We start from the raw sequence: 11,989 nt of genomic DNA on the forward strand, positions 1-11,989 counted from the left end.
TCGGTCGTGCTGACCTTGTCCCAGATCTGCATGTTCGCGGACATGGCTGCTCTCCGCGCCACCGGAAAGGGGCGCTGTAAATTAGTTATTGGGTAACGTGACCGGCGTAGGCGCTTGCGAGCATCCATGCGGTACACAGGAGTAGGACGATGGCAGAGCCTCGCCAGATGTAGAGGCGCTTGGCTCGTTGGTAGGAGGTCATCCGATAACCTCGCTATAGAATGACTTGCCTGGTGGCAGCTCATCGTTATCCATGACTGCGCACTCATGATCGCGAAGCCCGTCAAATTCAGGCATTCTCCAGGCAAGAACACCTATCCATTCGCCCATATCGCCTGGGTAGTTGTTGATGCCTACCTGCTTCGCGCGGCTTCTGGTCTCCGCAAACACCATTTGACATCCATATGCAGGCTCTCCGTCATGAACCATCCAGCACTTCATATGCTCACCTTGCAAGTCCAGCGGCCCGCACACTTGCAAGGCTGCTCGATCCATTTCACGTCAACCAGAAACAAGAAACCCTGAATTCTCAGGGCCTCGGTAATTCCTTTAAAAGATCCGGCGATGATGGTCATGCATCCTCCTTGCGCTTCTGGCTGATCTTCAGCAGCTTGGCGCTGTAGTAGTGGAACTCTTCGGCGTTGATGTTGCTGGCGGTGAAGTGGCGGACGATCAGGCCTTCAGCGAGTGTTTCGTTGAGAGGCGGCGAGTCAGGATGCTCTAGGGCTTCCAGGGCCTGGCCGATGGCTATGTGAGGGCTCACAGTTCGTTGTCCTCTGCTTGAGCGATCATGGCGTCAGCGACCAAGGGTCGAAGTAGGCCCTCTGCGATTTCGCCACGCTTGCCCAGGGGGTGATCGCTGGGGCCGAGCAGCTCTGCGACGGCATTCTGGTCCGGCTTGCCCTGTGACAGCAGAAGCCAGCCCAGCGCGGGCGATTGCACCTGACAGCCAGCCAGCCGGCCGTTCACATGCTCATCCACGGCCAGGGCCAAGTCGGCTACGGTCACGCCTTGCGGCTTGCGCATCCGGCGCTGGAACGTTACGTCGCAGCCAAATCGGATCAATTGCTCGGCAGAGTTGAACAGCCATTCCGCCCGGGCGAGTTCCTGCGGGCTTTCGCTGACTGGAGGCGGCAGACGGTTATCGAATTCACTTTGTGCAAGCGCTGTTGCGTTCATGCTGCCTCCGGCCAATGGCGTTCGATGCTCTCTTTTGCGTAGATGGAAAGCCGCTCGTAGCCGTTCACACCACCGCAGCCTGGCATCGTTCCTTCCAGCTCGACGCACGCGCGGATGTCGCAGCGCCGCGAGCAGACCCAGCCGCCGTAGTGGCATTGGTAGACTTCACCTTTCGGCTCAGGGTGATAGGCGAGGCCGCCTTTCCAAGATGGCGAGCCCCGCAGCTTCAGCCCGCAACCACGGCAGACTGCTTGGGTATCGGTACAGTGGTGCATGGCGACCTCCAGTGTTTGGGGTTAGGCGGAACGGGCGGCTAGCATGGCGTCGGCAATTTTGTAAGCGGCCTTCGCGGTGTCGTGTTCGCCCCCTTCAAGTCCGAACAAGCAGGGAGCGCCTGCTGTTGAGATCATTCCCTGCAGGGCCTTGACCGCGAAATAGTCTCGAACCGTCATCCCGAAACAGGTGTCGTGACCGCCGTATTCATTGGCGCCAACGGGGAAGGCAGGCTCTTTTCCGGCATCCACGGCATGGCACTCAAAGCAGATCCCGCCGGATTGCTCCGACTCTTCAATCAGGCTGCTGCATTTCAGGCATGACCCGAAGCGCTCTGGATCTGGGGGCTGAAAGTTCATGTCTCTCTCCATTTTTTGGTTCACCTGCATTCGTCAGCACTCATTCCTCCCGCTGGTTGCCGATGGGCGCAGGGTGAGTGCTGACGAATAAAGACGGGAGAAGGGTGCAGGCGCCGAGCGCTACCTCGGGTGCTTCTGGTCTGGCCACAGATACCCGTAGCCCCAGGAATCGCCTGCGAAGAAAAGCAATAAATGAATTAGCGAATGAATCTGCGGACGGGGCGGACGTGGAGCTCGTTGCTCTTGACGTTGATGAGCTGAATGCCATCATCGAAGTACATGCTGAATGCGTAGTGGGCGGAGCGCTGCGTGCTGCTCAGGTGCCACTCCTTCTGAAACAGCTCCGGCACGTTCGCCATACACAGGGCCAGCTCGTTGATGGCTGGCAGGTAGAAGTCGCTGTGACCTTCGATGGCAAGCCCGTCACACCAAGCTGCTGCCGGGTGAGTTTGGGCAGAGCCTTCAACCAGGTGCAGGGTGTTGGCCAGGCCATCGAAGCGGCTTGCGGCTTCTGGCTCATCGACCTCGTAGCCGCCGTATGCCAGCTTCTTGCCCTTGACCGACTCATGGGTTGGGACAATCAGCCAGTAGTCAGGCCGGCCTTTCTCGCCGCGCATCAGGCCGGCATTTACGCCGCCTTGGCCGGGCCAGAATTCGCCGATGGCTGGAACATCGCTTGTGGCTGCAACAGGCTTCACGCCAATCGCCAGGGTTGCGAGCCTCAGCACAACAGCTTCGTCAGGGCTGCTGATCGTCACGCTGGGGCTGGTGTAGGTGGTCAGTTGATTTACTTGCATGGTGTGTTCCTTGTCGGGGATGTTCGGTTGTTTTCCCAATGCACCCGTCACCAGGTGCATCAGTGAAAAGGTCCGTCATGCTGCGAACAGCTCTTGCTGATGCGGCTGAGGCGTACAGCGCTGGATTCCGGCCCGTATGGCTGACTCCAGCAGTTCGGCGTCTTGCTCAAGCCCAGGGAAGGCTCCGGCGAATTCGCTCACCGCACCGCGAAGTGCTGTCGCTTCACGCTGCAGCTTTGGGAGCACGATGCTGCGCATGTTGCCGACGGTGCGCAGGTCAAGGCTGCATTCCCGGCAAAGCCTGATGTAGTCGAGCATGTACTTCGGCATTTCACTTCCTCCGCTGGATTTCCAATGCCGCCTCATAGAAGCGGCATCGAGGAAATCTGTGAGCCGTGAGCAGCTACTGGCTGCACTCACTTGCTTGAATCCGATGTTTCACTGACCGCGATGTAGTCCATGCAATGGCATCCCATCCGTCAGCTCTCTTTGATCTAGGGCCATCTACGCTGCTGGCCACGGGGTGAGGCATCCCCTGTACCGAACTTAAGGTGTTCGGCTCGCTACCTTGAAGCTGAGGCCGGTGGTGATCCGGCAAGTGGTGAAACCAAAGAGCGGCGGGCGGAGGCCCTTCGCAGTCCCTGGTAAGTCGCTGCGATGGGTGAACTATACGAATCCTCATAATTCCAGTCAATACGTTTATGCATAATATTTTTCGTGGGCGTGAAAAAGCCCGACAGGTGCCGGGCTTCTTGAGTGCTTCTATTACTCAGCTATAGAACGGATCGAGGCCACTTGGCATCAACTACGCGCCCTACAATCGACCAGGTGTCATCCATCTCCACCGTAGGGAAAGAGTAATTCAACGGCTTGAGGTAGGCGCGACCTGAGTCCCAGATGAATTGCTTGAACGTCGCCTCGTTGGTGTCGATCAGCTTGGCGACCACGTACTGACCACTCTCTACGTCGCTGCCAGGCGCCACCAGGATTATCATTCCCTCGCTAAAGCTCATGCCATTTGACGAGGTCATTGATGGGCCGCGCACCTTTAACCAAAAACCATTTGGGCCAGCCCAGGCGTCGGAAGGGTGCACATCCTCGAAGTCGCCGACGTTGAACAAGTCCATTGCTTCACACGCCACCCCTGCTTGCACCCAACTGATCTCCGGATATTCGTAGTAGCGGGTAGGCCCGATAGTAGCCTCGACATTAGAGTCAAATGCGTCGTCTCCATTCCCGTACATAAGCCATTCTGGTGAAACCCTGAGGGCCTTGGCCAGCTTGGCAATAGTTGGCATTCGAGGGCTCGCACTCTCTCCAGACAGAATCCGGTTAATAGTTGGCTGAGGAACTCCTGACTTCTTACCGAGCTGGGTTTCATTCAGGTTGGCATCGGCCATTTTTGCGCGTAGGCGCCCAGCGATATCCATTACTCACCAAATATACGAAAGCGGATATGAGAATTCTATTGCACCGAGCCATGCGAATTCGTATGATTTGTCATGCAGAACCTCATAGGATTCCCGTCATGACAGTTCAAGAGATGTTGAACCGCCTTTTCCAGCTCGGGCTGTCGCAGACAGAAGTAGCTGAACGCTGCGGCACCACGCAGGCAACTATCTCCCGCGCAGCCAGCGGGACCATGGTCGGCTACAGCACCGGAAAGGCCATCGAATGCCTGCTGAGTGCTCGCGAAGAAGCCGCCAGTAAAGCCGAAATTCAAGCCGCTTAACCCTCTCGACCAACCAAGGAGCCTCACCAATGGCAGACGAACCCCGCTTAAACCACAAGCATGTGAACCAGACCAAGGTTCTTCTCGATGACGAATACGAGCAGTGGCTTCAATGCGCCGCCCGAATCCATCGAACTCCCAAGGCCGTTTTGGCTAGAGAGATTTTGAAGTCCTGGCTCATTGAATCTGTTGATGATTTTAAGCGCGACAGCCACGTGGCCTGAAGCGATTCCGTAGGGACCGCGTAGGGACTGGAGGGCGTATGCCAGATGAAAGAAACGGCATGAACCTGGAGTCGCTGCTGGATTGTGATGAGCTGGAGCAGTTGAAAGAGGAGGCGTCCCGCAGAGGGATAACCCCTGAGCAACTGGCCAAGCAGGCAATACAGCACCAGATCACACAGCGAACCAGGCCAAGAGCCATGAGCGGAACGATTCAAGCGTTTCGCAGGAAAGACTGAGCCACCAAATTCCAGGCACAAAAAAGCCACCGGACAGGGTGGCTGATTCGTTGAAGCTGTTAGCGAGGCAACTATGACAAACATCGTTCACATTGACAAGTCCAGGGGGTTCACCCGGATGGACAACGCCCTAATGGAGTCCTTGGCTACGGTTGATCTGCCTGCGCGCGACCTGCGCGTTCTCATGGCCATTGCGCGCCAGACGATTGGCTACCAACTGGACACTAAGCGCCTCACAGCCGACGAGATCGGCAAGCTTACAAACATGCGCCGCGACGTCACCTCCAAATCGATCAGCCACTTGCTTGAACGTCGAATAATCTATCGGGTTGGTGGAAGTCGTGGAGATATCGGCATTTCACCTATCTCTGAGTGGCTTTTTTACGAAGAAAATCTATCACGTCTCACTGAGACCAAAACGTCTCACTCAGCACAAATCGTCTCACTGAGATCCGATGCGAGTGAGACCAAATCGGCAACTTCCCTTCTTTATACAAAGAAAGAACCCCTATTAACTCTTTCTTCGAAAGAGATTAATCCGCCCCAACCAAAAATCGAAAAACCGAAGCCTGATCGTAAGGCTTCGTTCGGCATGGCCCAGTTGCTGGCCGACAATCCGCACAACGTCCCCGCGCAACTTCTTGCCGACTGGCTGACTCAGCGCAAGGCGAAGCGCGCCGCCGTGACCGCCACCGTCTGGTCGACCGTGAACGCTGAGCTGGTCAAGTGCGCGGACGCCGGAATCACGGCATCCGACGCAATCACCGAGGCTCTCACCTCCGGCTGGCAGGGTTTCAAGGCGTCTTGGATTATCAAGCGTTTGGCTGAAGCCGCTCCTGCACCAGCGCCACAATCGCGTCACAGCGGCTTTGCTGACCGTGACTACACCGATGGCCTGATCGTGCGTGAGGATGGGTCCTATGGGTTCTGACAAGATCGTTTCGATGCCCACGGCAACCCCGGCGCCGCAGCAGACAACCGGCGTGTGCGACGACCACGGCCAGTTCCCGCAGCAGGTGAACCTGATCTTCGGTCGGGAGTTCAAGACTGGTTGCCCGGAGTGCAGCCGAATCCGCCGCGAGGAAGAAGCCGCCCGCGCCGAAGCCCAGGAAGCCCTGGCCCTGCGCATGCGGATGGCTGAGAAGCTTGGCGCGGCGCTGATCCCCAAGCGTTTCGCGGGCAAGACCTTCGCCGAATACATCGCCGACACCGCCGAGCAGCAGAAGGCGCTGAAGACCTGCGTGCGGTACGCCGCCGAGTTCAAGAAGATCGCCGCTGCTGGCCGCTGCCTGCTGCTGCTGGGCAAGCCCGGCACCGGCAAGACGCATCTGTCCGTTGCGATTGCCAACGAGATCATGGCCAAGTCCAGCGCGACCGCTGTGTACCGCACGATTGGTTCTGTGCTCCAGGCCATCCGCGCCACCTACGACCACACCAGCGACCAGAGCGAAAGCCAGATCTTGTCGAGCCTTATCAGCCCCTCACTGCTGATCCTCGACGAAATCGGCGTGAGCAAGGAGAAGCCTAGCGACTTCGAGCTGACGACCCTGTTCGCCATCATCAACGGCCGCTACGAAGAGCTGCGACCCACCGTCATCGTTTCCAACCTCGACGCGAAGGCCCTGGCTACTGCAATCGGGGAGCGTTGCGCAGACAGGCTTCGGGAGGGCGGGGTGATCGTCATTCCGTTCGAGTGGGAATCGCAGCGCGGCAAGGAGGGGTTTTGACATGGCAGTTACCAGCATTCGATACAGCACCGCACAGGCCAAGCCAAAACCGCAGGCCGGGGACGAGCGCTTCCTGAAGGGGCGTAGCGTCACTCAAATCCGCCAGCAGCAGTACAGCAAGATGTACCGCGCCTACATGGTCTGCAACGGCCGGCCGGTCTGGGAATGGGTCGACAAGGGCAGCGAGCGAGATCGCACGTCTGAGGCCTGGAGTGAGGCGCGCAAGTTGGAGCGCATGGCAGTGATCGCAGAAGCAGGGGAGAAGCGGGCATGACCGAATTTATAGAAGTTAAGACGCAAGACCTGTCTGGCGCCGCACTGAATTGGGCGACTTTCTGTGCTGTGTACCCAGGCATGCGGCCGGCGATCAAGGTTACCGAGAGCGAAACGCGCTTGCTGTTCAAGGGTGCAGCAAAGCCGGTGACGCTTCCTCGCACGATCCGCCTGACCTACTCCGGGGCGTATGGATTTGAGTTCGATTGGTATCCGTCCAGCGATTGGGATTGCGGCGGCGCGCTGCTGGATAAATTTGAAATTGAAATCCTTCGTGCTGGGAGTGTCGTTCACGCAAAGCGTTACGGCATGACGAATGCTGCTGGTGACGGGGAAACAATCCTCATCGCCGCCTGTCGCGCCATCGTCGCCTCGGTCCTTGGCGAAATCGCAAGCGTGCCAAAGGAGCTGCTGTCATGACCAACAACACCGAACTGAAACGGCTGGCCGAGGCTTGCGGCAATTTGAACTGGCGCGCCATCCAAGAGAATTGGTGCGAGTGGGCGATCCGCGACGACCACGCCTACATCGCCACGATGCGTACTAAGAGCGCCAAGCATCCAGGGCCGTGCAGCGAGCGAGAAGCCAAGGCTAAGTTTCTCTGCGCGATGACGCCCGCCACGGTTCTGGCCCTGATCGCCGAGAACGAGCGGCTGAACGCAGAAAACAAGCAGTTGATCCTGCTGGAGTGCTACGGAGGTACGGCCCAAGCAGCGATAAATCTTCTCGCCGGGCGCGACGAGCTCAAAGCCGAGAACGAGCGCCAGGCGGCGCAATACAAGGAATGGCAGGCAAGCCACCACGCCAACTACTGCAAGGTCGCCGAAGAGCGCGACGAACTCCGCGCTGAAAACGCCGGCCTCAAGACCGACTACGAAGCCTACGAGCGGGTGAATGCTGAGCTGAAGGCTGAGGTGGAGGGGCTGCGCAAGGCATTGGCTGACATTCTGGACCTCTATGACACCGACGAAGGCTGCCGGAACCTGCCGCAGTACATCGTGGGTCGCGCTGCCCTGGGCCAGGGAGAGCAGTCATGAATGAGATTGCTCAATTGATCGGCTACGGCGTGATGGTTTGCTCGGCCGTTGGCGTCCTGGCCCTGACTCTGTTCGTCCTGTCCTATGTCTGCGTAACGATCGTGAACAAGTGGATCAAGACAATGATGCGAGCCTACGACCTGGGCACCTTGCGCAAGACCATGCGTCAGCTTGAGGCGGAAGGGAAGGTAAGCAAGAAGACGGGGGTTAAGCCATGACCAGCCTCCAGATCCGCAACGAATCCGACCGCAACAAGGCGATGGGTTATATCGCTGGCCTGGACCTGGCCAAGCCCAAGAAGCTGGCCATCACCGAAGTTGACCGCAGTGGGGAGCAGAACAAGGCCCTGCACGCGGCGCTGGCCGATATCGCGGCCCAGGTCGAGCACGCCGGGAAGAAGTGGGATGTCCTCATCTGGAAGCGCCTGCTGACCGCCGCCTGGCTGCGTGAGTCTGGCGACCAGCCGCAGATGATCCCAGCGGTAGACGGCAACGGCTTCGACGTCATCTACGAGCGCACCAGCAAGCTCACAGTGAAGCAGTGCGGCGAGTTGATCGAGTGGGTGCATGCGTTTGGTGCTGAACACCAGGTGCGCTGGACGCAGAAAGATCATTGGGGAGGGCGCTACTGATGAGCCATAACTTCAAGCCGGGCGACCTGGCGCTGGTTATCAATCACACCTTCCCACCAGTGATCGGCACATGCGTCGAACTGATAAGTCGTCATCTGGTGAGTCCGGTGGATCGCAAGGATCCAATGGACCCAGGCGTTTATGAGCAGGATGGCGGCGACCCGGTATGGGTAGTGAGCGAAGACAAGGCCATCGTTTGGGAAAAGTGGCTCATGCCCCTTCGTGGCGACTTCACCCCAGAGCAGCAGAAAGCCAAGGAGGCAGAGCCATGCGCGTAGCCATCGAGAAGAAGGCGCCAAAGCCCAAGACCTGCCGCAACCCAGCATGCAGGGGCTCATTCGTCCCGCAGCGGCTGGGGCAGGCGGTGTGCAGCCCTAAGTGTGCGCTGGCCACCGTAGAGGTGCAGAAGGCCAGGGAGAAAAAAACGCTGGCCCAGGCCGGGCGCCGGGATATCAAGGCGCGCAAAGAGGCCCTCAAAAGTCGCAGCGACCACATGCGCGAAGCCCAGCAGGCGTTCAACGAGTACATCCGCACCCGGGACCAGGCCGCCGGCCACCTATGCATATCCAGCGGCAAGCCATTGGACTGGAGCGGTAACGCGGTAGATGCAGGTCATTACCGCAGCGTCGGTTCCGCGCCGCACCTGCGCTTCGATGAGCGTAACTGCCATGCCCAGAGCAAGCATGACAACCGGTTCCTATCTGGCAACGCCGTGGACTACCGGATCGGCCTCATCGCGCGCATCGGCCAGGAGGCTGTCGACGCCCTGGAATCCGACCAGAGCGTTCGCAAGTACACCGTGGATGAGATCAAGGCCATCAAGGCCAGCTATCGGGAAAAGACCAGAGAACTGAAGAGGACTGCTGCATGAGCCGCATAACGCCGGGCCTGGCTGTCTGCGCGAAACTACGCAGCAAGAGGGTTTCTTGATGAATTACGACGCTGAAGAGCTCTTAACGCAGTGGGGCCGCTGGGTGTGGCAGGGCACTGGGATTCCCGGGTATGGCATTTCGCCCCTCTATGCCATCATGCGCGACAACGTTGAGCAACCTACGAGCAATCTCCCTGCGGCGATAACCGATGATGAGGCGCTGATGGTGGATCGGGCTATTGCGTCTCTGTGGCAGCGTTATCCAAGGACGGCAGACTGCTTGCGCGTTTACTACTGCACTGGAATGACAATGCAGGGCGTAGGGAATCTTTTTGACCTTCCAAGGCTCAAGGTTCGCGAGCTGCTGATAGCGGGTAGAACTTACATCGAGGCGTGCCTGGATATGAGGATGGCTGCTTAATTCATTGACGTGTTAACACACTAGTGGCACATTAGCGCCATATTGCGGTTTTACCGCTTCAGATAAGCCCGGCCATTGAGTCGGGCTTTTTTGTACCTGAAATTCAACCCTGAGCCTCGCCACTGTGCGGGGCTTTTTACATCTGGAGGCCCCTATGGCAGCCCCAGGCAGGAGTAGGAACATGGCCAACCCGACGCCCGAGAGCATCGTAGAGGTGGTTGGTGCGTCAGTGGCCAATAAGGGCATGGCGGTCGGCGCCGTAACTGGCGCTGTTGGCTGGCTGTCCCAGGTCAATTGGATCGGTATTGCTGGCGTGGTTGTGGCGGTGGTTGGCTTGCTTGTCAGCACCTACTTCCAGATCCGCCGCGACCGCCGGGAGGCGGCCGAGAGTGCCGCACGCACTGCCGAGAGCGCAGCCCGTGTCAAGGCCTTGCTGGAAAAGTGCGAGATATGAGCGCCCAGTTACGCCAGCGCATCGCGGTCAGCCTGCTGAGCCTGAGCGCCGCCGGCTTCGCCACCTGGCAGGCGAGCGAGGGTTACACGCCTGCCGCTGTCATCCCCACCAAGGGCGACGTGCCAACCATTGGCCACGGCTCAACCCGCTACGAAGACGGCTCGCCAGTCCGTATGGGCGACACCATCACCCCGGCCCGGGCCGAAGTTCTGGCCCGCAACCTCAACAGCCAGACTGAAAAGCAGTTCGCCGCGTCGCTGCCTGGGGTTGGCCTGCACCAGGCCGAGTTCGATATCTACATGGATTTCGTCGGCCAGTACGGCATGGGCACCTGGCGCAAGGGGTCGCCCCGCAAGAGCCTGTTGGCCGGCAACTACGCCCAGGCCTGCCACGACCTACTCAAGTACCGCTATGCCGCCGGCTTCGACTGCTCGACACCGGGCAACACGCGGTGCTGGGGCGTCTGGACGCGGCAGCTTGAGCGCCACGCCAAGTGCATGGCCGCGCAATGAATCACCCACCCCGAGAGGTTTTCGCCGTGAACGACCAAGCAATCGAACAGGAAATCCAGGCCAAAGGCCTGACCGCACCGCGCATCAGTCTTGGTGAGTTGCGCGCCAACGTCGCCGCCGAATGGTATTTCACCGCCCGCGAAGGTGTGGAGGGCGCGATTGTTCGCAGCACGCTTTCCGATGTTGGCGGTGAATCGATGACTTCCACGTTCGGCAAGGACCACCTGAACACGCTGACCTTCTGCGTCCTGGTACTGCGCAACGGCTTCACCGTCACCGGCGAGTCGGCCTGTGCCAGCCCTGAGAACTTCGACGCGGAGATTGGTCGCAAGATCGCCCGCGAGAACGCAGAGCAGAAGGTCTGGCCGCTGATGGGCTACGCACTCAAACAGCAACTGCACGAAGCCACGCAGGAGCATCAGCAATGACACGGCACTACGTCGGCACCAAGATCGTTATGGCTTGGGCCCAGGCTCACGCTGATGGCAGCGAAGGCTACACGGTGAAGTACAGCGACGGCTACACCAGCTGGTGCCCGAAAGCTCAGTTCGAAGAAGCCAACGTCGCTATCGGCCACGTCGGTCACCTGCCGCTGCACCAGCAGCGCGTGATTGCCGAGCGTGAGCAACTGGCCGACCGCATCCAGAAGCTGGAAGCGTTCCTGCACACCGATCTGTACGCCGGCCTGCCTGAGGACGAGCAACAACTGCTCAAGATGCAGGCCGATGCGATGGTGCTGTACCTCGGCATCATCAACACCCGAACTTCTAAGTTCGCCTGAGGAATCCCGCCATGGTCCGTTACCTAATTGCCGCACTCGCTGCATGCCTGGTGCTGATCTATGGCGGCTGGAGCTACATCCAAGGACAGGCCAAGGACATGGCCATTGCGACGGATCGCATTAACACCCTTGAGCGTGCGGCCGAATCGCGGCGCAACACCCAGCGCCTGCTGGCTCAGCTCGACACCCAACACACCCAGGATCTGATCGATGCGCAAGCAGTTAACAAGCAGCTTCGTGCTGATGTCGCTTCTGGCGCTCGCCGGCTGTCAGTCGCAGCCCGCTGCCCCGTTGTGCGAGCCGCCACCAGCGCCGCCGGCCTGGATGATGCACAAGCGCGAGCCGAACTTGACCCAGCGACTGCTGGACGAATTCTCGCCATCCCCAGCGACGGTGACGAAGCCATCCGCGCCTTGAGCGGCTTACAGGATTACGTCACACGCATTTGCCTGGGTGGCGCCATCAAACAGGGGCAATGACTT

26 protein-coding genes are annotated in these 11,989 nt (G+C 59.1%); 18 read left to right on the forward strand and 8 right to left on the reverse strand.

Annotated elements, in window-relative coordinates:
* Window positions 1-437 precede the first annotated feature (437 nt).
* The 8 genes from CKW13_RS24500 to CKW13_RS19505 form a co-directional block, all read right to left on the reverse strand.
* Window positions 438-575, reverse strand: a complete 138-nt coding sequence (locus tag CKW13_RS24500) for a hypothetical protein (protein ID WP_176465147.1) — start codon at window positions 573-575, stop codon at window positions 438-440.
* The gene (locus CKW13_RS19480) at window positions 572-763 is read right to left on the reverse strand and encodes a hypothetical protein (RefSeq protein WP_095110380.1); all 192 of its coding nucleotides are present in this window, start codon (window positions 761-763) and stop codon (window positions 572-574) included. Before CKW13_RS19480 ends, CKW13_RS24500 begins: the two co-directional genes overlap by 4 nt.
* Entirely contained in the window at window positions 760-1,179 is a 420-nt protein-coding gene (locus tag CKW13_RS19485; protein ID WP_095110382.1) for a hypothetical protein, read from the reverse strand. The genes CKW13_RS19480 and CKW13_RS19485 overlap by 4 nt, the downstream gene beginning before the upstream one ends.
* Window positions 1,176-1,454, reverse strand: coding sequence for a hypothetical protein (locus CKW13_RS24275; RefSeq protein ID WP_141233999.1), 279 nt, complete (start codon window positions 1,452-1,454; stop codon window positions 1,176-1,178). Before CKW13_RS24275 ends, CKW13_RS19485 begins: the two co-directional genes overlap by 4 nt.
* A 21-nt stretch (window positions 1,455-1,475) precedes the next feature.
* Window positions 1,476-1,811 carry a hypothetical protein gene (locus CKW13_RS19490; protein WP_256576630.1) on the reverse strand — a complete coding sequence of 112 codons (336 nt, stop codon included), beginning with the start codon at window positions 1,809-1,811 and terminating at the stop codon, window positions 1,476-1,478.
* Between the two features lie 197 nt (window positions 1,812-2,008).
* Window positions 2,009-2,668, reverse strand: coding sequence for a DUF1566 domain-containing protein (locus CKW13_RS19495; protein WP_256576631.1), 660 nt, complete (start codon window positions 2,666-2,668; stop codon window positions 2,009-2,011).
* Window positions 2,669-2,683: 15 nt separating this feature from the next.
* On the reverse strand, window positions 2,684-2,938 hold the full coding sequence (locus CKW13_RS19500) for a hypothetical protein (protein ID WP_095110385.1): 255 nt from the start codon (window positions 2,936-2,938) through the stop codon (window positions 2,684-2,686).
* A gap of 443 nt (window positions 2,939-3,381) precedes the next feature.
* Window positions 3,382-4,038, reverse strand: a complete 657-nt coding sequence (locus CKW13_RS19505) for a LexA family transcriptional regulator (RefSeq protein ID WP_095110387.1) — start codon at window positions 4,036-4,038, stop codon at window positions 3,382-3,384.
* 98 nt (window positions 4,039-4,136) lie between these two features.
* On the opposite strand from CKW13_RS19505, the gene CKW13_RS19510 reads away from it, so the two are divergent.
* The 18 genes from CKW13_RS19510 (at window position 4,137) to CKW13_RS19595 (ending at window position 11,986) form a co-directional block, all read left to right on the forward strand.
* On the forward strand, window positions 4,137-4,340 hold the full coding sequence (locus CKW13_RS19510) for a helix-turn-helix domain-containing protein (RefSeq protein WP_095110389.1): 204 nt from the start codon (window positions 4,137-4,139) through the stop codon (window positions 4,338-4,340).
* Between the two features lie 29 nt (window positions 4,341-4,369).
* Window positions 4,370-4,564, forward strand: coding sequence for a hypothetical protein (locus tag CKW13_RS19515; protein ID WP_095110390.1), 195 nt, complete (start codon window positions 4,370-4,372; stop codon window positions 4,562-4,564).
* Window positions 4,565-4,602: 38 nt separating this feature from the next.
* On the forward strand, window positions 4,603-4,800 hold the full coding sequence (locus CKW13_RS19520) for a hypothetical protein (RefSeq protein WP_095110392.1): 198 nt from the start codon (window positions 4,603-4,605) through the stop codon (window positions 4,798-4,800).
* Between the two features lie 73 nt (window positions 4,801-4,873).
* Window positions 4,874-5,731 (forward strand): replication protein, encoded by an 858-nt coding sequence (locus CKW13_RS19525; RefSeq protein WP_095110394.1) that lies wholly within the window; start codon window positions 4,874-4,876, stop codon window positions 5,729-5,731.
* Window positions 5,721-6,527 (forward strand): ATP-binding protein, encoded by an 807-nt coding sequence (locus tag CKW13_RS19530; protein WP_095110396.1) that lies wholly within the window; start codon window positions 5,721-5,723, stop codon window positions 6,525-6,527. Before CKW13_RS19525 ends, CKW13_RS19530 begins: the two co-directional genes overlap by 11 nt.
* A gap of 1 nt (window position 6,528) precedes the next feature.
* Window positions 6,529-6,801: a hypothetical protein gene (locus CKW13_RS19535; RefSeq protein ID WP_095110398.1), complete on the forward strand. Its 273-nt coding sequence runs from the start codon at window positions 6,529-6,531 to the stop codon at window positions 6,799-6,801.
* Window positions 6,798-7,220 (forward strand): phage protein NinX family protein, encoded by a 423-nt coding sequence (locus tag CKW13_RS19540; protein ID WP_095110401.1) that lies wholly within the window; start codon window positions 6,798-6,800, stop codon window positions 7,218-7,220. Before CKW13_RS19535 ends, CKW13_RS19540 begins: the two co-directional genes overlap by 4 nt.
* Window positions 7,217-7,837, forward strand: a complete 621-nt coding sequence (locus CKW13_RS19545; protein ID WP_095110403.1) for a hypothetical protein — start codon at window positions 7,217-7,219, stop codon at window positions 7,835-7,837. The genes CKW13_RS19540 and CKW13_RS19545 overlap by 4 nt, the downstream gene beginning before the upstream one ends.
* Window positions 7,834-8,055, forward strand: a complete 222-nt coding sequence (locus CKW13_RS19550) for a hypothetical protein (protein WP_095110405.1) — start codon at window positions 7,834-7,836, stop codon at window positions 8,053-8,055. The genes CKW13_RS19545 and CKW13_RS19550 overlap by 4 nt, the downstream gene beginning before the upstream one ends.
* On the forward strand, window positions 8,052-8,468 hold the full coding sequence (locus CKW13_RS19555) for a recombination protein NinB (protein WP_095110409.1): 417 nt from the start codon (window positions 8,052-8,054) through the stop codon (window positions 8,466-8,468). Before CKW13_RS19550 ends, CKW13_RS19555 begins: the two co-directional genes overlap by 4 nt.
* Window positions 8,468-8,746, forward strand: coding sequence for a hypothetical protein (locus CKW13_RS19560; protein ID WP_095110413.1), 279 nt, complete (start codon window positions 8,468-8,470; stop codon window positions 8,744-8,746). Before CKW13_RS19555 ends, CKW13_RS19560 begins: the two co-directional genes overlap by 1 nt.
* Entirely contained in the window at window positions 8,737-9,339 is a 603-nt protein-coding gene (locus tag CKW13_RS19565; RefSeq protein WP_095110417.1) for a recombination protein NinG, read from the forward strand. The genes CKW13_RS19560 and CKW13_RS19565 overlap by 10 nt, the downstream gene beginning before the upstream one ends.
* Before the next feature lie 58 nt (window positions 9,340-9,397).
* Entirely contained in the window at window positions 9,398-9,760 is a 363-nt protein-coding gene (locus CKW13_RS19570) for an antiterminator Q family protein (protein WP_095110421.1), read from the forward strand.
* A 181-nt stretch (window positions 9,761-9,941) separates the two neighbouring features.
* Window positions 9,942-10,214, forward strand: a complete 273-nt coding sequence (locus CKW13_RS19575) for a holin (protein WP_095110423.1) — start codon at window positions 9,942-9,944, stop codon at window positions 10,212-10,214.
* Window positions 10,211-10,726 carry a glycoside hydrolase family protein gene (locus CKW13_RS19580; RefSeq protein WP_095110425.1) on the forward strand — a complete coding sequence of 172 codons (516 nt, stop codon included), beginning with the start codon at window positions 10,211-10,213 and terminating at the stop codon, window positions 10,724-10,726. Before CKW13_RS19575 ends, CKW13_RS19580 begins: the two co-directional genes overlap by 4 nt.
* A 26-nt stretch (window positions 10,727-10,752) precedes the next feature.
* Window positions 10,753-11,154 carry a Gp49 family protein gene (locus CKW13_RS19585; RefSeq protein ID WP_095110426.1) on the forward strand — a complete coding sequence of 134 codons (402 nt, stop codon included), beginning with the start codon at window positions 10,753-10,755 and terminating at the stop codon, window positions 11,152-11,154.
* Window positions 11,151-11,507 carry a hypothetical protein gene (locus tag CKW13_RS19590; RefSeq protein WP_095110427.1) on the forward strand — a complete coding sequence of 119 codons (357 nt, stop codon included), beginning with the start codon at window positions 11,151-11,153 and terminating at the stop codon, window positions 11,505-11,507. The genes CKW13_RS19585 and CKW13_RS19590 overlap by 4 nt, the downstream gene beginning before the upstream one ends.
* A gap of 11 nt (window positions 11,508-11,518) precedes the next feature.
* Window positions 11,519-11,986, forward strand: a complete 468-nt coding sequence (locus tag CKW13_RS19595) for a lysis system i-spanin subunit Rz (protein WP_095110428.1) — start codon at window positions 11,519-11,521, stop codon at window positions 11,984-11,986.
* Window positions 11,987-11,989: the final 3 nt, after the last annotated feature.

The sequence above is a fragment of the Pseudomonas sp. Irchel 3E20 genome (assembly GCF_900187645.1).
Taxonomy (GTDB): Bacteria; Pseudomonadota; Gammaproteobacteria; order Pseudomonadales; family Pseudomonadaceae; genus Aquipseudomonas.